16 protein-coding genes are annotated in these 17,074 nt (G+C 66.3%); 6 read left to right on the top strand and 10 right to left on the bottom strand.

Translation table 11 applies throughout. The features are described 5' to 3' along the window. Positions 1–16 precede the first annotated feature (16 nt). A complete protein-coding gene (locus WS96_RS30630; protein WP_059784089.1) occupies positions 17–715 on the bottom strand; it encodes a phosphatase PAP2 family protein in 699 nt (232 codons plus the stop codon). A gap of 259 nt (positions 716–974) precedes the next feature. On the opposite strand from WS96_RS30630, the gene WS96_RS30625 reads away from it, so the two are divergent. Together WS96_RS30625 and WS96_RS33370 are read left to right on the top strand one after the other, a co-directional pair. Further along, positions 975–2,084 (top strand): extracellular catalytic domain type 1 short-chain-length polyhydroxyalkanoate depolymerase, encoded by a 1,110-nt coding sequence (locus tag WS96_RS30625; protein ID WP_059837578.1) that lies wholly within the window; start codon positions 975–977, stop codon positions 2,082–2,084. Positions 2,085–2,158: 74 nt separating this feature from the next. Further along, positions 2,159–2,335, top strand: a complete 177-nt coding sequence (locus tag WS96_RS33370; RefSeq protein ID WP_082720398.1) for a DUF3563 family protein — start codon at positions 2,159–2,161, stop codon at positions 2,333–2,335. Between the two features lie 109 nt (positions 2,336–2,444). Here WS96_RS33370 and WS96_RS30620 read toward each other — a convergent pair whose 3' ends face one another. From WS96_RS30620 to WS96_RS30600, 5 genes are all read right to left on the bottom strand, one after another. Further along, positions 2,445–2,864, bottom strand: a complete 420-nt coding sequence (locus WS96_RS30620; protein ID WP_048988685.1) for an organic hydroperoxide resistance protein — start codon at positions 2,862–2,864, stop codon at positions 2,445–2,447. A 154-nt stretch (positions 2,865–3,018) separates the two neighbouring features. Then, positions 3,019–3,471, bottom strand: a complete 453-nt coding sequence (locus tag WS96_RS30615) for a MarR family winged helix-turn-helix transcriptional regulator (RefSeq protein WP_006479449.1) — start codon at positions 3,469–3,471, stop codon at positions 3,019–3,021. Between the two features lie 192 nt (positions 3,472–3,663). Continuing rightward, on the bottom strand, positions 3,664–4,473 hold the full coding sequence (locus WS96_RS30610; protein ID WP_059837577.1) for a BPSS1780 family membrane protein: 810 nt from the start codon (positions 4,471–4,473) through the stop codon (positions 3,664–3,666). Beyond that, positions 4,464–5,462, bottom strand: a complete 999-nt coding sequence (locus WS96_RS30605; protein ID WP_059837575.1) for a homoserine kinase — start codon at positions 5,460–5,462, stop codon at positions 4,464–4,466. The genes WS96_RS30610 and WS96_RS30605 overlap by 10 nt, the downstream gene beginning before the upstream one ends. A gap of 99 nt (positions 5,463–5,561) precedes the next feature. Next, on the bottom strand, positions 5,562–5,957 hold the full coding sequence (locus WS96_RS30600) for a hypothetical protein (protein ID WP_006479446.1): 396 nt from the start codon (positions 5,955–5,957) through the stop codon (positions 5,562–5,564). Between the two features lie 129 nt (positions 5,958–6,086). Between WS96_RS30600 and WS96_RS30595 the strand changes: the two genes are divergently transcribed. Next, a complete protein-coding gene (locus WS96_RS30595) occupies positions 6,087–7,613 on the top strand; it encodes an AMP nucleosidase (RefSeq protein WP_034205241.1) in 1,527 nt (508 codons plus the stop codon). Positions 7,614–7,726: 113 nt separating this feature from the next. Here the strand turns inward: WS96_RS30595 and WS96_RS30590 are convergent, their stop codons facing one another. Both WS96_RS30590 and WS96_RS30585 read right to left on the bottom strand, forming a co-directional pair. Continuing rightward, positions 7,727–8,014 (bottom strand): hypothetical protein, encoded by a 288-nt coding sequence (locus WS96_RS30590; protein WP_059784081.1) that lies wholly within the window; start codon positions 8,012–8,014, stop codon positions 7,727–7,729. Between the two features lie 381 nt (positions 8,015–8,395). Continuing rightward, positions 8,396–9,151: a TIGR00730 family Rossman fold protein gene (locus tag WS96_RS30585; RefSeq protein ID WP_034205239.1), complete on the bottom strand. Its 756-nt coding sequence runs from the start codon at positions 9,149–9,151 to the stop codon at positions 8,396–8,398. A 1-nt stretch (position 9,152) separates the two neighbouring features. Here WS96_RS30585 and polA point away from each other — a divergent pair, with 1 nt between their 5' ends. From polA to WS96_RS30570, 3 genes are all read left to right on the top strand, one after another. Then, positions 9,153–11,906 carry a DNA polymerase I gene (gene polA / locus WS96_RS30580; RefSeq protein ID WP_059837573.1) on the top strand — a complete coding sequence of 918 codons (2,754 nt, stop codon included), beginning with the start codon at positions 9,153–9,155 and terminating at the stop codon, positions 11,904–11,906. A gap of 278 nt (positions 11,907–12,184) precedes the next feature. Continuing rightward, on the top strand, positions 12,185–13,519 hold the full coding sequence (locus tag WS96_RS30575; RefSeq protein ID WP_059837571.1) for an NAD(P)/FAD-dependent oxidoreductase: 1,335 nt from the start codon (positions 12,185–12,187) through the stop codon (positions 13,517–13,519). A gap of 384 nt (positions 13,520–13,903) precedes the next feature. Continuing rightward, on the top strand, positions 13,904–14,779 hold the full coding sequence (locus WS96_RS30570) for a dienelactone hydrolase family protein (protein WP_059837569.1): 876 nt from the start codon (positions 13,904–13,906) through the stop codon (positions 14,777–14,779). 105 nt (positions 14,780–14,884) lie between these two features. Here the strand turns inward: WS96_RS30570 and WS96_RS30565 are convergent, their stop codons facing one another. Both WS96_RS30565 and WS96_RS30560 read right to left on the bottom strand, forming a co-directional pair. After that, the gene (locus tag WS96_RS30565) at positions 14,885–15,754 is read right to left on the bottom strand and encodes a sulfurtransferase (RefSeq protein ID WP_059837567.1); all 870 of its coding nucleotides are present in this window, start codon (positions 15,752–15,754) and stop codon (positions 14,885–14,887) included. A 116-nt stretch (positions 15,755–15,870) separates the two neighbouring features. Next, positions 15,871–16,977, bottom strand: a complete 1,107-nt coding sequence (locus WS96_RS30560) for an aromatic ring-hydroxylating oxygenase subunit alpha (protein WP_059825459.1) — start codon at positions 16,975–16,977, stop codon at positions 15,871–15,873. Between the last annotated feature and the right edge of the window lie 97 nt (positions 16,978–17,074).

Genomic DNA, 17,074 nt, shown 5'->3' with positions numbered 1-17,074 from the left:
TAAAAAGGGGTGGCCGTCACGCGTGAAGCGTATGCGGCGCCGATTCGGTGCGCTGCAGCGACGACGGCTGCGACGCGGGACGGTAGTTCGGGTTGGCCTTCCAGCGCGCGCGGACGAACGGGCGTTCGTGGCCCGACAGTTGCAGCGCGACCTTGGTGACCCAGCGGTGCGACGGCACCGTGAGGCCGTGCAGCGCCACGGTGACGAGCGCGAGGCTCGCGACGACCGCCGGCACCGACCAGCGGTGCGGCGCCGCGCGCCACGAGCCGGCGATGAACGCGAGCGCGGCAATCGCGCCGACGATGCAGCCGGTGATCGATTCGGACGGCGAATGCGCGGCCAGTGCGACCCGCGACACGCCGACCGCGACGCCGGCCGCGAGCCCGAGCGCGATGCCGGCGATCCGCACCGGCGTGCGCGTGCGGATCAGCGCGAGGAAGATCGCGACCGGATACACCGACGTCGACAGCATCGCATGCCCGCTGAACCCGGTGAAATCCCACGCGCGGATGCCGATGCCCCAGCCGAGGAACGCGATCTTCGTGAGCGCCACCACGCCGATCGCGGCCGCGAGCACGCCGAGCCACGCGGCCGCACGCTGCCACGAGTAGCCGAGCGCGAGCCAGACGGCGATCGTGATCGCGAGCGGCAAGGTCAGGCCGGCGCCGCCGAACGCGGTGATCATGATCCAAAGGTGAGCGGGCAGGTCGAACATCGGGAAGGGAGCGGACGAAGGCGGGGACAATGCTTAAATCAACGCGCGAGCCGGGAAGAACGACTACAACGGATACAAGCGACGAAGCCCCAGTATAGCGCCGCGTCCGCATGAGGCCCGTTTTTTGCACGATCGGGAACGATCGGCGTGCAGGAAAAATCCCGGAAACAATGCTATGGTGCATTGCACAAAGTCGAACGATGCATCCGTTGCGGTGCTCTGATGGCGCCCCTATTTTTCCTGACTGCGAGCCCGATCGATGACCAAAAGTCTGACCAAGATGTGGCTGGGCGGCATGAAACGCATGCTGTCTCCGGCCGCCAAGCGAGCGGCGCGCGATGCGCAGCGCCTCACTCGCGATGCACTCGAGGCCGTGGCCTCGCCTGCTGTGCCCGATCCATCCCAGCCGCGCGAATCGCGCGTGCGGCCGCGCGCGGCCGCCTGGGCGGCGGGCGAATGGACGCGCGGCGAACATCCGATGGCGCCGGCGCTCGGCCGCCTTGTCCAGAATCTCGCGTACGGGCTTTATGTGCCGCCCGGCCGTCGGCGTGGCGCGATACCGCTCGTCGTGATGCTGCACGGCTGCCAGCAGTCGGTCGACGAATTCGCGCAGGGCACGCGGATGAACCTGCTGGCCGACAAGCACGGTTTCGCGGTGCTGTATCCGGAGCAGTCGCTGCGCGCGCATTCGCATGGCTGCTGGCACTGGTACGAGGACACCGACCGCGCGGGGCGGGGCGAGGCGGACGCGGTGGCGTCGCTGGTCGACGCGCTGGTCGACGAGCACGGCTTCGACGCGTCGCGCGTCTACGTCGCGGGGCTGTCGGCTGGCGCGGGCCTCGCGTCGCTTCTTGCGTTGCACCATCCGGACCGCTTCGCGGCGGTCGCGTTGCACTCCGGCCCCGCGCTCGGCGAGGCGAATTCCGGCATCACCGCGATGGACGTGATGCGGCGCGGCCTGCGGCAGAACCCGGCTGCGGCGGTCGATACGCTGGTCGACGCCGGCGCGTATCCGGGCATGCCCGCCTTGATCGTCCAGGGCGATGGCGACCGGGTCGTCGCGCCGAAGAATGCCGATCAACTGGCCGTGCAGTTCATGCGCCTGAACGGGCTCGCCGATAGCCGGGGTGCGTTGCGCGGCGGCGAGCGCGTCGAGACGCGCGAAACGGGTGCTCGAGTGACCGACGTATGCCGCGACGGCGAGCCGGTCGTGCGGCTTTGCCACGTGAAAGGGCTCGATCACGCGTGGGCCGGCGGCGACGAAGCCGTGCCGTTTCACGCGGCAGTCGGCCCCGACGCAAGTGCAATGATCTGGACCTTTTTCGAAACCCATCGTCGCACTGTGGCGACCGAACGACGCACCGTTTGATCGACGCTGGCCAAAGCCTAGGGTTTTCCCTATAATTCGGGAAAACCCTAGTCCAGACCTTTGCGAGATCGAACATGTACCTGCTGAGCCACCTCTTCCTGATGCTGACCAAGAATGCTGAAAAGGCCGCGAAAGAGCGCGCCGACGCGTACCTGGCCGAAGCCACCGACATCTACGATCTCGAATTCCGCATGCGCAAGATCGATCGCGACGCGGCAATGAACCGCCCGTATTCGTTCGGCGCGCGCTAAGCGGCGCGCGCGGGCCTACCGGCCCGCCATTTCGACGATTCGCGCAAAAGGGCGCGTGCGGCATGGTGCCGCACGCGCCCTTTTTGCATTCTGCCGAACCTGCGTCGCGTCAGACGACCGTCAGGCGCACCGGTACGTTGTTGCGCGTGGCGTTCGAATACGGGCACACGTGGTGCGCCTTGTCGACCAGCGCCTGCGCGTCGGCCTTGTCGAGCCCCGGCAGCGATACCCGCAGTTCGATGTCGAGCCCGAAGCCGCCGGCATCGTTCGGGCCGATGCCCACTTCCGCCGTGACTTGCGTATCGGCCGGCAGCGTCTGCTTGTTCTGGCCCGCGACGAATTTCATCGCGCTCAGGAAACAGGCCGAGTAACCTGCAGCAAACAGTTGCTCCGGATTCGTGCCTTCCGCACCCGTGCCGCCGAGTTCGCGCGGCGCGGCCAGCTTCACTTCCAGCTTGTGGTCGGCGGATACCGCGCGGCCGTCGCGGCCGCCCGTGCTCGTGGCGCTGGTCTTGTACAGAATGTTCATCGTGCAGCTCCTGTCGGGAAAAGGGAGAAAAGCGGTCCGGTGAGACGGGGTGTCGCCGGCCACGAGGAAAATATAGAACACAAATCATTAGTGTGCAAATGAAATTTGCGAGAAAAACCCGATGGCGCCGGGCAGGTCGCTCGGCGCTCGAGCGTCAGCGTTCGTTGGCTACCGACAGCGCGTCGCGCAATTGCTGGAGGTCGGCGCGCAGCCTGATCAGGAACTCGGGGGTTTGCTGCATCGCGCAAAAGAGATCGGCGGGCACCGAGCGCGCGCGATCCTTCAGCGCACGGCCTTCCGGCGTCACGCGCACGTTGACGACGCGCTCGTCGGCCGCGCTACGCACGCGCTCCACGTAGCCGAGCGCTTCCAGCCGCTTGAGCAGCGGCGTGACCGTGGCCGGATCGAGGTCGAGCCGTGCGGCGATGTCCTTCACGGCCATGTCGTCGCGTTCCCACAGCACGAGCATCGCGAGATATTGGGGATAGGTCAGCGACAGCTTGTCGAGCAGCGGCTTGTACGCCTTCGTCATCGCGTGCGAAGTCGAGTAAAGCGCGAAGCACAGTTGCTCGTCGAGCGTCTGGGGCAGCGGAGGCAGGCGATCCATGATTCGGGGAAGCGCGGCGGATGCGCGAACGATTTGTACGCAAATTATTTTGCGCGCAAAAGACCGGATTGAACAGGGGCGACCGGAGCCGGGTCGATAGCGGAAAAAGAGGAGAGGTCAAGGCGCGCCGGGCGACGAGCCGGCGCGGGAAACGGCGAGACGGCCGGCGACATGCGCCGGCCGGGAGAAGGGTCAGCGGCCCGACAGCGTCGTGGTCGCGCCCGGTTCCTGCACGCCGAAGCAGCCGCGATAGGTCGCGTAGAACGAGCAGTACAGCATCGTGACGATGATGATCGTCACCGGCATCATGATCGTCAGCGCATACGCGCCGGCGCCGAGCGCCTGCAGCAGCAGCGACAGCGCGAGCGACGTGCCGAGCGCGACGCCGAACCACAGCGCGCCGTAGACGACGAACGCGCCGCGATTGCGCCAGCAACTGACGACGCTGAAGAACAGCGCCTTCGCGGGCGGGACGTCATGCCACGCGACCAGCACCGGCGCGAACCAGAACAGCATCGCGACCGGCAGATAGAGCAGCGTCGCGAAGAACAGCGCGCCGAGCGTGCCTTGCGCGGCCAGCGTCTCGGGCGTCGTGTTCGTTTCGTCGGCCGCGCCCATCATCACGTGGAACAGCGCGCCGCCGTCCACGAACGACGAAGCGGCGAACACCAGCACCATCGACGCGACGTAGATCGCGCCGAGCGCGAGCAGCCGCTGGGTCGCGACGGTGCCGTACGAGCGAAAGCCGTCGACGAGGATCGTCGGCATCACCGTCTTGCCGGCCACCGTGTCGCGGCACGCGGCCATGAACCCGACCGCGATGCCGGGAATGAACACCAGCGGCAGCGCCGGGCCGATCACGGGCACCATCGACACCAGCGTAATGGCGAGCAGGTACGTGAAGAACAGCGTGATGAACGCGAGCGGATTCCGGCGGAACAGCCAGATGCCTTGACGGAACCAGACATAGCCCGTTTTCGCGGGCACTTCGATCAGTTGCATGCGGTTTGGATCTCGGGAAGCGCGGGCGTATGCGCGATACGCTCCCGCAGGATGCGTTCGAAATGGCCGGGGTCGTGCGGCTTGAGCATCTCGGCCGCGCGCGGCAGGTAGAAGTCGTACAGGCGCGACACCCAGAAGCGGTACGCGCCGGCGCGCAGCATGTCGCTCCAGTGGCGCCGTTCCTCGGCCGTGAACGGCCGGACCGTCTGGTATGCACGCAGCAGCGCATCGGCGCGCGCGACGTCGAGCACGCCGCTCGCGAGGTCGACGCACCAGTCGTTGACGGTCACCGCGACGTCGAACAGCCACTTGTCGCAGCCCGCGAAGTAGAAGTCGAAGAAGCCGCCGAGGCGCACGTCGTGACCGGTGCCGGGCGCCGCATGGGCGAACAGCACGTTGTCGCGGAACAGGTCGCAATGGCACGGTCCGCCCGGCAGCGCCGCATAGTCGTCCGACGCGAAGAAGCCGGCCTGGTGCGCGAGCTCGCCTTCGAGCAGCGCGCGTTGCGCGTCCGTGATGAACGGCACGATGGCCGGCACGTTCTCCTGCCACCACGGCAGGCTGCGCAGGTTCGGCTGGCTGCGCGGATAGTCGCGCCCGGCGAGGTGCAGGCGCGCGAGCATCTGCCCGACCTCGATGCAGTGTTCGACCCCCGGCGCGAGTTCGGCCGCGCCGTCGAGCTTCGTGACGATCGCGGCCGGCTTGCCGTGCAGTTCGCCGAACAACGCGCCGTCGTCGCGCGGGACCGGGTCCGGTACCGGCACGCCGTGGGCGGCCAGATGGCGCATCAGGTCGAGGTAGAACGGCAGTTGCTGCGCCGTGAGCTTTTCGAAGATCGTGAGGACGTATTCGCCGCGTGTCGTCGTCAGGAAGAAATTGCTGTTTTCGATACCGGACGGAATGCCGCGGAACGCAAGCACGTCGCCCAGTTCGTAGTGGCGCATCCATTGCGCGAGATCGGAGTCGGAAACAGCGGTGAAAACGGCCATGCGGGATGCGTCAGGTCAGGGTGTCGGCACGCGGGCGGCGTGCATCGCGACAGCAGGTGAAGGGGCGGCGCGGCGCGATCGGCGCGCGGCGCCACGGAATCAGTAGCGCAGGTTCAGCGACGGCAGGCGCGTGATCGGGATGCCCGCGTCGTGCGGCTTCGGCGACGTGTCGGGCGTCGAGCTCATCTGGTAGCGCGTGCCGAAGTTCGACTTCACGTCGATCTCGACCGGCTTGCCGCGGTCGCGGTACTCGGTGACTTCGGTGCCGTTCTTGCTCTTTTCGTGGAAGCTCGGCGTGCGGCGGATGTCGGCGAAGTCCACTTTCGACGTGACTTCGGCGCCCGGCCGGTTGATCTTGCGGAGATCGGGCAGGCCGGCGGCTTCGTTGGCCTCGGCCCGGGCCTGCGCGTCGGCGTCGGGCGTGCCGCCGGCGGCGTGAGCGACGCTGGCGGCGGCAAACGCGACGGCAGCGGCGACGAAAATGAGCGGCTTCATGATGAGTCTCCAGTGAACCTACCGATTTTAGCAAATACTGCGCGCCATCCGGCCCTTGCGCGCGCAGGGGCAGCCATAAAGGCGACGGGGTTCCGTGGTAATGTCGTCGGATCAGACGAGGTGATGAAAATGAAGAACGATTTGAGCCGCCGGCACCGTGTGCTGTCGCCCGAAAGCCCGTCGGTCGAGGCTTTCGACGATCCGATCGCCGCCGTTGCGCGGCTGTCCGCCATTTACGACACGAATACGGGCTTCCTGCGCGATGCGTTTGCGCGCTATCGCCGCCACGAACCGATCACCGAGCACGTGCGCGCGTGCTACCCGTTCGTGCGGATCCGCACCGACGTCAACACGCACGTCGATTCGCGCCGCTCGTACGGCTTCGTCGCGGGTCCCGGCGTATTCGAGACGACGGTCACGCGCCCCGATCTCTTCGCGAACTACTACCGCGAGCAACTGCGCCTGCTGTCGAAGAACCACCATGTGAAGATCGAGATCGGCGTGTCGTCGCAGCCGATTCCGATTCATTTCGCGTTTCCGGAAGGCATTCATCTCGAGGGCGAACTCGATCGCGACCGCCTGCTCGCGATGCGCGACATCTTCGACACGCCCGATCTGTCGTATCTCGACGATCGCATCGTCAACGGCACGTTCGAGCCGGCGCCGGGCGAGCCGCATCCGCTCGCGCTGTTTACGGCCGCACGCGTCGACTTCTCGCTGCACCGGCTGCGCCACTACACGGCGACGTCGCCCACGCACTTCCAGAACTACGTGCTGTACACGAACTACCAGTTCTACATCGACGAGTTCGTGAAGCTCGGCCGTACGCTGATGACGGAAAGCGACGATCCCGAGGTGCGCGCTTACCGCAGCGAGTACAGCGCGTTCGTCGAGCCGGGCGACGTCGTCACGTACAACGCGAACCTCGGCGGCGAACCGGCCGAGGGCACCGCGCCGCCGCGCCTGCCGCAGATGCCCGCGTATCACCTGAAGCGCGCGGACGGCAGCGGGATCACGATGGTCAACATCGGCGTCGGCCCGTCGAACGCGAAGACGATCACCGATCACATCGCGGTGCTGCGTCCGCACGCGTGGGTGATGCTCGGTCACTGCGCGGGGCTGCGCAACACGCAGCGTCTCGGCGACTACGTGCTCGCGCACGGTTACGTGCGGGAGGATCACGTGCTCGACGCCGACCTGCCGCTGTGGGTGCCGATTCCGGCGCTGGCCGAAGTGCAGCTCGCGCTCGAGCGCGGCGTGGCCGAGGTCACGCGGCTCGAAGGTGCGGAACTGAAGCGCGTGATGCGCACCGGCACGGTCGCGAGCGTCGACAACCGTAACTGGGAGCTGCGCGACCATCGCGAGCCCGTGCAGCGGCTGTCGCAGAGCCGCGCGATCGCGCTCGACATGGAAAGCGCGACGATCGCCGCGAACGGCTTCCGCTTCCGCGTGCCGTACGGCACGCTGCTGTGCGTATCGGACAAGCCGCTGCACGGCGAACTGAAACTGCCGGGCATGGCCGACACGTTCTATCGCGGGCAGGTCGACCAGCATCTGCAGATCGGCGTGAAAGCGATGGAGATCCTGCGCACGAACGGGCTCGACAAGCTGCATAGCCGCAAGCTGCGGAGTTTTGCGGAAGTGGCGTTTCAGTAACGACACGGCGCAACGGCGTCCGTCACGACAAAGGCCGCACGCGAACCCGGGTTCGCGTGCGGCCTCGTTTTTTCGTTTCGATACGAAGGCCGGATGGCCTCGTGCTCAGGCGCTCAGCACTCGCCCTTCTTCGCGTGCCCCGGCGGGCAGTGATAGCCGCCATGACCGCGATGACGCTCGTGATCTTCCCACTCGCGGCGTTCCCAGTAGCGGCGGCCGTCCCAGTAGCGGTCGCCGTGCCAGCCGACGATCACCGGCGCCGGTGCGACCACGACGGGCGCGGGCGCGACGACGACCGGCGGGGGCGTGCCGATGTTGACGTCGACGTTGACGGCGTGAGCGAGGCCGGACAGCGAAAGGCCGAGGCCGGCGAAGGCGAGGGCGATCAGCGAGCGTTGCATGTTCTTTTCCGTGGTGTGGTGATGAATGGGTCGGCGCGACGCGATGGAAGCGAGGGGGACCGTTCCACCGGGGGATCGCCGCGCCGACACGATGAAGTGTGCTGCCGCGCAATGGAAAAGGCGAGTCGTGATTATTACGGAGGATTGGCGGTGCGCAGGCGCGCGACGGGCCATCCATTTGACAGTGACGGGCCGCCGGTGTGGGCGATCCCGCGACATCGCGCAGCGCCGACGGCGGGAATTTGACATTCGACCGCGCGCGGCGGCGAACGAGTATTAACAGCGCGTTACAAAGTCACGCCCGGCGGGCCGCTGGATCGCGATACCCATGGCGTCGAAGCGCGACAGCCGGCCATCGGGCCGGCTGTCGTCATTGACCGGTTACAGATAGAACATCCGGTCTTCTTCCGGGCGCGGCGGATGATCTTCGTCCGAGCCTTCTTCCTCGCCGCTGTCCTCGTAGAACGCGAGCACCGCGTCGAGCACCTGGTCGGGGTCGTCGATCACCTGCATCAGATCCATGTCTTCCGGGTTGATCAGGCCGTTCGGAATCAACTGATCGCGGAACCATTGCAGCAGCCCCTGCCAGAACTCGCTGCCGACGAGAATGATCGGCACGAGGCGCGACTTCTTCGTCTGGATCAGCGTGAGCACTTCGGACAGTTCGTCGAGCGTGCCGAAGCCGCCCGGCATCACGATCACCGCATCGGAGTTCTTCACGAACGTGACCTTGCGCGTGAAGAAATGGCGGAAGCGCAGCGAGATGTCCTGATAGTGATTGCCGGCCTGCTCATGCGGCAGCTCGATGTTCAGGCCGACCGACGGCGCCTTGCCGGCGTGCGCACCCTTGTTCGCGGCTTCCATGATGCCGGGGCCGCCGCCGGAGATCACGGCGAAGCCGGCGTCCGACAGCTTGCGCGCGATCTGCACCGCGAGCTTGTAGTGCGGCGTGTCGGGTTTGAGGCGGGCAGAACCGTAGATGCTGACGGCCGGGCGGATCTCCGACAGGTACTCGGTCGCCTCGATAAACTCTGCCATAATCGTGAACATCTGCCACGATGCGCGCGCCTTCTTGGCCGTCGCGCGTTCTTGATCTGCGAGCGAACGCAGACTCGGAATCACTTTTCTCTTGTTCATAATGCCTGAAGAACGAAATCTGGAAGGTAAGACCCTGCTATTGGTTGACGGTTCGAGCTATCTGTATCGGGCTTACCATGCGATGCCTGATTTGCGTGGCCCTGGCGGGGAGCCGACCGGAGCGCTCTACGGAATCATCAACATGCTGCGCCGTATGCGCAAGGAAGTCAGTGCAGAGTATAGCGCTTGCGTGTTCGATGCAAAGGGCAAGACGTTCCGCGACGACCTTTATGCCGACTATAAGGCAAACCGTCCGTCGATGCCGCCCGACCTCGCATTGCAGGTCGAGCCGATCCACGGCGCCGTGCGCGCGCTCGGCTGGCCGCTGCTGATGGTCGAAGGCGTCGAGGCCGACGACGTGATCGGCACGCTCGCGCGCGAAGCGGAGCAGCACGGGATGAACGTGATCGTGTCGACCGGCGACAAGGATCTCGCGCAGCTCGTGACCGAGCGCGTCACCCTCGTCAACACGATGACCAACGAGACGCTCGATCGCGACGGCGTGATCGCGAAGTTCGGCGTGCCGCCCGAGCGGATCATCGACTACCTCGCGCTGATCGGCGACACCGTCGACAACGTGCCGGGCGTCGAGAAATGCGGGCCGAAGACGGCCGTGAAATGGCTGTCGCAATACGACAGCCTCGACGGCGTGATCGAACACGCGGCCGAGATCAAGGGCGTGGTCGGCGACAACCTGCGCCGCGCGCTCGATTTCCTGCCGCTCGGTCGCAAGCTCGTGACGGTCGAGACGGCCTGCGATCTCGCGCCGCATCTCGAATCGATCGAGGCCTCGCTGAAGAGCGACGGCGAGGCGCGCGAGCTGCTGCGCGACATCTTCGCGCGCTACGGCTTCAAGACCTGGCTGCGCGAAGTCGACAGCGCACCCGTGGAAGGCGGCGGCGCCGATGCGCCGGAAGGCGAGCCGGCCCCGGTGATCGCGACCGACGTCGTGCGCGAATACGACACGATCCAGACGTGGGAGCAGTTCGACGCGTGGTTCGCGAAGATCGATGCGGCCGCGCTGACCGCGTTCGATACCGAGACCACCGCGCTCGACCCGATGCTCGCGCGGCTCGTCGGCCTGTCGTTCTCGGTCGAGCCGGGCAAGGCCGCCTACCTGCCGGTCGCGCACCGCGGCCCCGACATGCCCGAGCAGCTTCCGCTCGACGAGGTGCTCGCGCGCCTGAAGCCGTGGCTCGAATCGGCCGATCGCAAGAAGGTCGGCCAGCACCTGAAGTACGACGCACAGGTGCTCGCGAACTACGGCATCGAACTGAACGGCATCGAGCACGACACGCTGCTCGAGTCGTACGTGCTCGAATCGCACCGCACGCACGACATGGACAGCCTCGCGCTGCGCCATCTGGGCGTCAAGACGATCAAGTACGAGGACGTGGCCGGCAAGGGCGCGAAGCAGATCGGTTTCGACGAAGTGGCGCTCGCGCAGGCCGCCGAATATGCAGCCGAGGACGCCGACATCACGCTGCAGCTTCATCACGCGCTGTATCCGCAGGTCGCGCGCGAGCCGGGCCTCGAGCGCGTGTATCGCGAGATCGAGATGCCGGTGTCGCTCGTGCTGCGCAAGATGGAGCGTACGGGCGTGCTGATCGACGATGCGCGTCTGCAGGCGCAGAGCACCGAAATTGCGACGCGTCTGATCGAGCTCGAAGGGCAAGCGTACGAACTGGCGGGCGGCGAATTCAATCTCGGGTCGCCGAAGCAGATCGGTCAGATCTTCTTCGAGAAGCTGCAGTTGCCGGTCGTGAAGAAGACGCCGAGCGGCGCGCCGTCGACCGACGAGGAAGTGCTGCAGAAGCTGGCCGAGGACTACCCGCTGCCGAAGCTGCTGCTCGAGCATCGTGGGCTGTCGAAACTGAAGTCGACCTATACCGACAAGCTGCCGCGCATGGTGAACCCCACCACCGGCCGCGTGCACACGAACTATGCGCAAGCGGTCGCGGTGACCGGCCGTCTTGCGTCGAACGACCCCAATCTTCAGAACATTCCGGTGCGCACGGCCGAAGGCCGGCGCATCCGCGAGGCGTTCATCGCATCGCCGGGCCACCGGATCGTGTCGGCCGACTATTCGCAGATCGAATTGCGGATCATGGCCCATATCTCGGGCGACGCGTCGTTGCTGCGCGCGTTCTCGCAGGGCGAGGACATCCACCGCGCGACGGCCGCCGAAGTGTTCGGCGTGACGCCGCTGGAGGTCAATTCCGACCAGCGCCGGATCGCGAAGGTGATCAACTTCGGGCTCATCTACGGGATGAGCGCGTTCGGGCTCGCGTCGAACCTCGGCATCACGCGCGATGCGGCGAAGCTCTATATCGACCGCTATTTCGCCCGCTACCCGGGCGTCGCGCAGTACATGGAAGACACGCGCGCGACCGCGAAGGAGAAGGGCTACGTCGAAACCGTTTTCGGTCGCCGCCTGTGGCTGCCCGAGATCAACGGCGGCAACGGCCCGCGCCGCCAGGCGGCCGAGCGCGCGGCCATCAATGCACCGATGCAGGGCACGGCGGCCGACCTGATCAAGCTGTCGATGATCGCGGTGGACGACTGGCTCACGCGTGACCGGCTCGCGTCGCGGATGATCATGCAGGTGCACGATGAACTGGTGCTCGAGGTGCCCGAAAGCGAGCTGTCGCTGGTGCGCGAGAAATTGCCGGAAATGATGTGTGGCGTCGCGAAGCTGAAGGTGCCGCTGGTCGCCGAAGTGGGCGCCGGCGCGAACTGGGAAGAGGCACACTGACGCACCCCCGAGCGCTCCCCGTTTCCCGCGGCATATTGTTGCAGGGATGCCAAATATCGAGATGGTTTGCTTGTGGTCAACGCGCAAGCTCCCGGACAATGCATGTCAGTCATGTCATTGACGCGGGGCGGCGCGCCCCGCGTTCCGGATCGGCCGCATCGTAGTGCTTCGAACTGCACATCGATGATGTCCGAACCGGTTAATCCACCGGACGGCGCGAATGCATCGCGTTTGCTTCATCCGGCGGCAGCAGTTTCGAATCGCAAAGGGGGAATCGGATGCATCGGATCATCATCGTAGGCGGAGGCGCGGGCGGCCTGGAACTGGCGACGCGGCTCGGCGATCGTTACGGCGCGCGCGGCAATCGTCCCGCGCGTGCGCTTGTCACGCTCGTCGACCGCAATCCGACGCACATCTGGAAACCGCTGCTGCACGAGGTCGCGGCCGGCAGCATGGACCCGTTCACGCAGGAGCTCGAATATGCGGCGCAGGCGCGCTGGCACGGCTTCGAGTTCCAGCAGGGCGAGCTGTCCGGGCTCGACCGCGCGGCCAAGCGTCTCATGCTGTCGCCTCTCAACGACAGCGACGGCGCGGAACTGTTGCCGGCGCGCGAGCTGGAATACGACACGCTCGTGATCGCGATCGGCAGCACGACCCACTTCTTCGGCGTGCAGGGTGCACCGGAAAACGCGATCGCACTCGATACGGTCGGGGAGGCCGAACGCTTCCGCAAGCGGCTGATCGCGGCATGCATGCGTGCCGAGCACCAGACGCCGGCGCCGACGGCGCCGGGTGGGGTGGCCGAGCCGCGCATCCAGGTCGTGATCGTCGGCGGCGGCGCGACGGGCGTCGAGCTGTCGGCGGAACTGCGCAATACCGCGCAGGTGCTGTCCGCGTACGGGCTGCACAAGCTCGATCCGCGCAACGACGTCGGCATCGTGCTGATCGAATCGGGGCCGCGGATTCTGCCGGCACTGCAGGAGCGCGTGTCGGCGGCGACGGCCGAACTGCTCGAGAAGCTCGGCGTGCGGCTGATGCTCGGCGAGCGCGTGACCGAGGTGGCGCCCGGGTTCGTGCATACCGCGAGCGGCAAGGTGGTGCGCGCGGACCTGACGGTCTGGGCGGCCGGCATCAAGGCGCCGTCCGTGCTGTCGCACCTCGACGGCCTCCAGGTCAACAAGCTCGGGCAGCTCGACGTGCGCCGCACGTTGCAGACCTTCACCGACGACAACGTGTTCGCACTCGGCGATTGCGCGGCCTGCGCATGGCCCGGCAACGAACGTAACGTGCCGCCGCGCGCGCAGGCTGCGCACCAGCAGGCGAGCTTCCTGCTGAAGGCGATCGGTTGCCGGCTCGAGGGGCGCCCGCTGCCCGAGTTCACGTATCGCGATTTCGGTTCGCTCGTGTCGCTCGGTCACTTCAGCGCGGTCGGCAATCTGATGGGCGGGCTGATCGGCGGCAACATGCTGATCGAAGGGCTGTTCGCGCGCTTCATGTACATGTCGCTGTACCGGCTGCACATCGCGGCGCTGCACGGTTATCCGCGGATGATGCTCGACACGGTCGCGCACTGGCTGCGGCGCACGACGCTGCCGCGCGTGAAGCTGCACTGATCGCGTACTCGTGTACTCGTGTACTCGTGTACTCGCATGCGGAGCGGGTGGAGAATGCGCACGTCGTGCGTGTTCGCCGCCCGTTTTTCTTTTCGATTCGCAAGGATTCGGTCGCGCGATGCACGTCGATAGGCGCAACCGCGCGGTGATTCGGCGGGCCGTCGGCAGGCTGTCACGCGATATCGATTCGATCGCCGCCACGCGCCGTAATCGAGTCTTACACATCCGACAGTTGACGCGACAACGGATTATTGGGCATCTTGTCCGGGTTTTCGTTTGCGGCGGAGTGCCAACCGCCGCGACATCCGCGCCGCGCGCCGGTGCGATGCCCCGTCATGGCGTATCCGCGATCGTGACGGCGGCGCCCAATCGAGGAGTGCATTCATGTTGAAACCCGAAGTCGACAGCCTGGTCCCCCATGTCCCGTTCTCGCGCCGCAAGTTCATGCAGGCCGCGTTGGGCGGCACCTTCGCGGCGGCCGTGCTGCCCGTGTCGGCGCAGACGGTCACGACCGATAGCGCTGGGCTGGACGTCGATACCATCGAGATCCGCTCGGGCGATGCGAGCGTGCCGGCTTATCGCGCCCAGCCGGTCGACAAGACGAACCTGCCGGTCGTCATCGTGATTCACGAGATTTTCGGCGTGCACGCGCATATCGCCGACGTGTGCCGGCGCTTCGCGAAGCTCGGCTATCTCGCGATCGCGCCCGACCTGTTCGCCCGGCAGGGCAACGCGGCGAAGTATCCGACGATGAAGGAGCTTTACGACCACATCATCAGCAAGGTGCCGGACCGGCAGGTCACCGAGGATCTCGATGCGACCGTCGCGTGGGCCGGCAAGAACGGCGGCGACCTGACGCGTCTCGGCGTGACCGGGTTCTGCTGGGGCGGCCGCCAGGCGTGGCTGTACGCGGAACACAATTCGCACGTGCGGGCGGCCGTGGCGTGGTACGGATTCGTCGAAGGCAAGACCGACGAGATGACGCCGTTCAACCCGGTCGACCACGCGTCGTTGCTGAAGGTGCCCGTGCTCGGGCTGTACGGCGAGAAGGATCAGAACATCACGCAGGCGTCGCTCGCGGACATGCGCAAGGCGATCCAGGCGAGCGATTCGAAGCTCGCGCGCGAATCGGAGATCGTCGTGTATCCGGATGCCGGTCACGCGTTCTTCGCCGACTACCGGCCGAGTTACGTGAAAGGCGATGCCGAGGACGGCTGGAAGCGCGCGATCGAGTGGTTCCACAAGTACGGCGTGATGTAAACGGCGAGCGGCGGCAACTGCCTCCGCGGCATCGGCATCGGTCGGCGCAGCACCGGCCGCCGCGGCACCGGCCGCCGCTTCATCCTCGTCGCGCCGCGCGGGGGCTCAAGGATTCGGGCCGGTCGCGATCGGTCGCGACGGATCGGCGCTCCATTCGCTCCACGAGCCCGGGTACAGCGACGCACCGTGCAGGCCCGCTACTTCCAGCGCCAGCGCGTTGTGGCATGCGGTGACGCCGGAGCCGCATTGCAGGATCGCGCGATTCGGCTCGATGCCGGCCAGCACGGCAGCGAATGCTTCTCGCAATTCGTGGCCGCTCTTGAAGCGGCCGTCGGCGGCCAGATTGTCCTTGAAGAAGCGATTGCGCGCGCCCGGAATGTGGCCACCCACCCGATCGATCGTTTCATTTTCGCCGCGATAGCGATCCGGTGCGCGCGCATCGATCACGACGCGCGAGGGCGACGACACGTTCGCGAGCACGGCGGCTGCATCGACCGTCGATTCGAGCGGCGTGGCCGAGCGGAAGTCGCCGGCGGCCGGTTGCGGCACGTCGGTCGTCAGCGGCTGGCCGGCCGCTTCCCAGGCCTGCAGGCCGCCGTCGAGCACGGCAACCGAATCGTGGCCGAGCCAGCGCAGCAGCCACCACAGGCGCGCCGCGTACGCGCCGCCTTGCGCGTCGTACGCGACGACCTGCTGACCCTGCTTGAGGCCGCGGCTGGCGAGCAGCGTGGCGAGCGCGTCGCGGGTCGGCAGCGGATGGCGGCCGTTGGTGCCCGTCTTGCGGCCCGACAGGTCGCGGTCCAGATGAAGATAGTGTGCGCCGGGGAGGTGGCCGGCCGCGTAGGCGGCTTCGCCGGCGCCGGGATCGGCGAGATCGAAGCGGCAGTCGAACAGCGCGACGCTGCCGGGCGCCGCGGCCAGGCGCTCGGCGAGATTGGCGGCGGAGATGAGCGTGGTGTAGTGAGTGTGCGGCATGACGGCTCCCTGGAGTGCAAATGGCCTGACACTCCAAGTCTAAACAAAAAAAGACGGGCCGAAGCCCGTCTTTTCGTTTGCCGGCGGCCGCGCGGCGTCGACGCGCCGCGCCCGCGTCAGAACTCGCCGAGGTGGCGGCGCAGGAACTCGTGGAAGTGCTGCATGCCGTCTTCCATCGGGCTCTGGTACGGGCCTACCTGCGACTCGCCGCGGGCCATCAGCGCACGGCGGCCTGCATCCATCCGCATCGCGATCTCGTCGTCCTCGACGGCCGTTTCCATATACGCGGCACGCTCGGCCTCGACGAATTCGCGTTCGAACAGCGCGATTTCCTCGGGGTAATAGAACTCGACGATGTTGGTCGTCTTCTGCGGCCCGCGCGGAATCAGCCACGACACGACCAGCACGTGCGGATACCACTCGATCATCAGGCCCGGGTAGTAGACCATCCAGATCGCGCCGAACTCCGGCGGCACGCCGTTGCGGAACTTCAGCACCTGCTCGTGCCATTTCTGGTAAGTCGTGCTGCCCGGTTTCGCGAGGGCGTTGTGCACGCCGACCGTCTGCACGCTGTACCAGTCGCCGAACTCCCATTTGAGATCGTCGCACGACACGAAGCTGCCGAGGCCCGGATGGAACGGGACGACGTGATAATCCTCGAGGTAGACCTCGATGAACGTCTTCCAGTTGTAATCGCACTCGTGCACTTCGACGTGATCGAACTGGTACTCGGAGAAGTCGAAGTGATGCTTCGTGCCGAGATGGGCGAGGTCGCGCGCGACGTTGCGGCCCTCCGCCTCGAACAGCAGCCCCTGCCAGTTCTGCAGCGGGCTCTTGCCGAGGTTCAGGCACGGCTTGTCGGGAAAGTGCGGCGCGCCGAGCAACTGGCCTTCCAGATCGTACGTCCAGCGGTGCAGCGGGCACACGATGTTCTGCGCATGGCCACGCCCGTTGAGCATGATCGCCTGCCGGTGGCGGCACACGTTCGACAGCAGTTCGATCTGGTTCGTCTGGTTACGGACCAGCACGCGGCCTTCCTTCTCGGACGGCAGCGCAAAATAGTCTCCCGCCTCGGGCACCATCAACTCGTGCCCGACGTAACGAGGTCCTTTCTTGAAGAGGGTTTCGATCTCGCGCTCGAGTAGCGCCTCATCGAAATATGCAGTGACTGGAAGCTGGCTGTGAGCCGACTTCAACTGAAGCGCATCGCTCAGATTGGACATTCCCACTCCCGGTGTTAGCGTGAAAGCAGTGAACAACCCAACCATCGAAAAATCGATTTAGGGAAACGGAGAATTATACCCGGTTCGCCCCGCAAGG

The organism is Burkholderia sp. MSMB1835, from assembly GCF_001526365.1.
Classification (GTDB): domain Bacteria; phylum Pseudomonadota; class Gammaproteobacteria; order Burkholderiales; family Burkholderiaceae; genus Burkholderia.
This window is presented reverse-complemented; position numbering and strand designations above follow the sequence as displayed.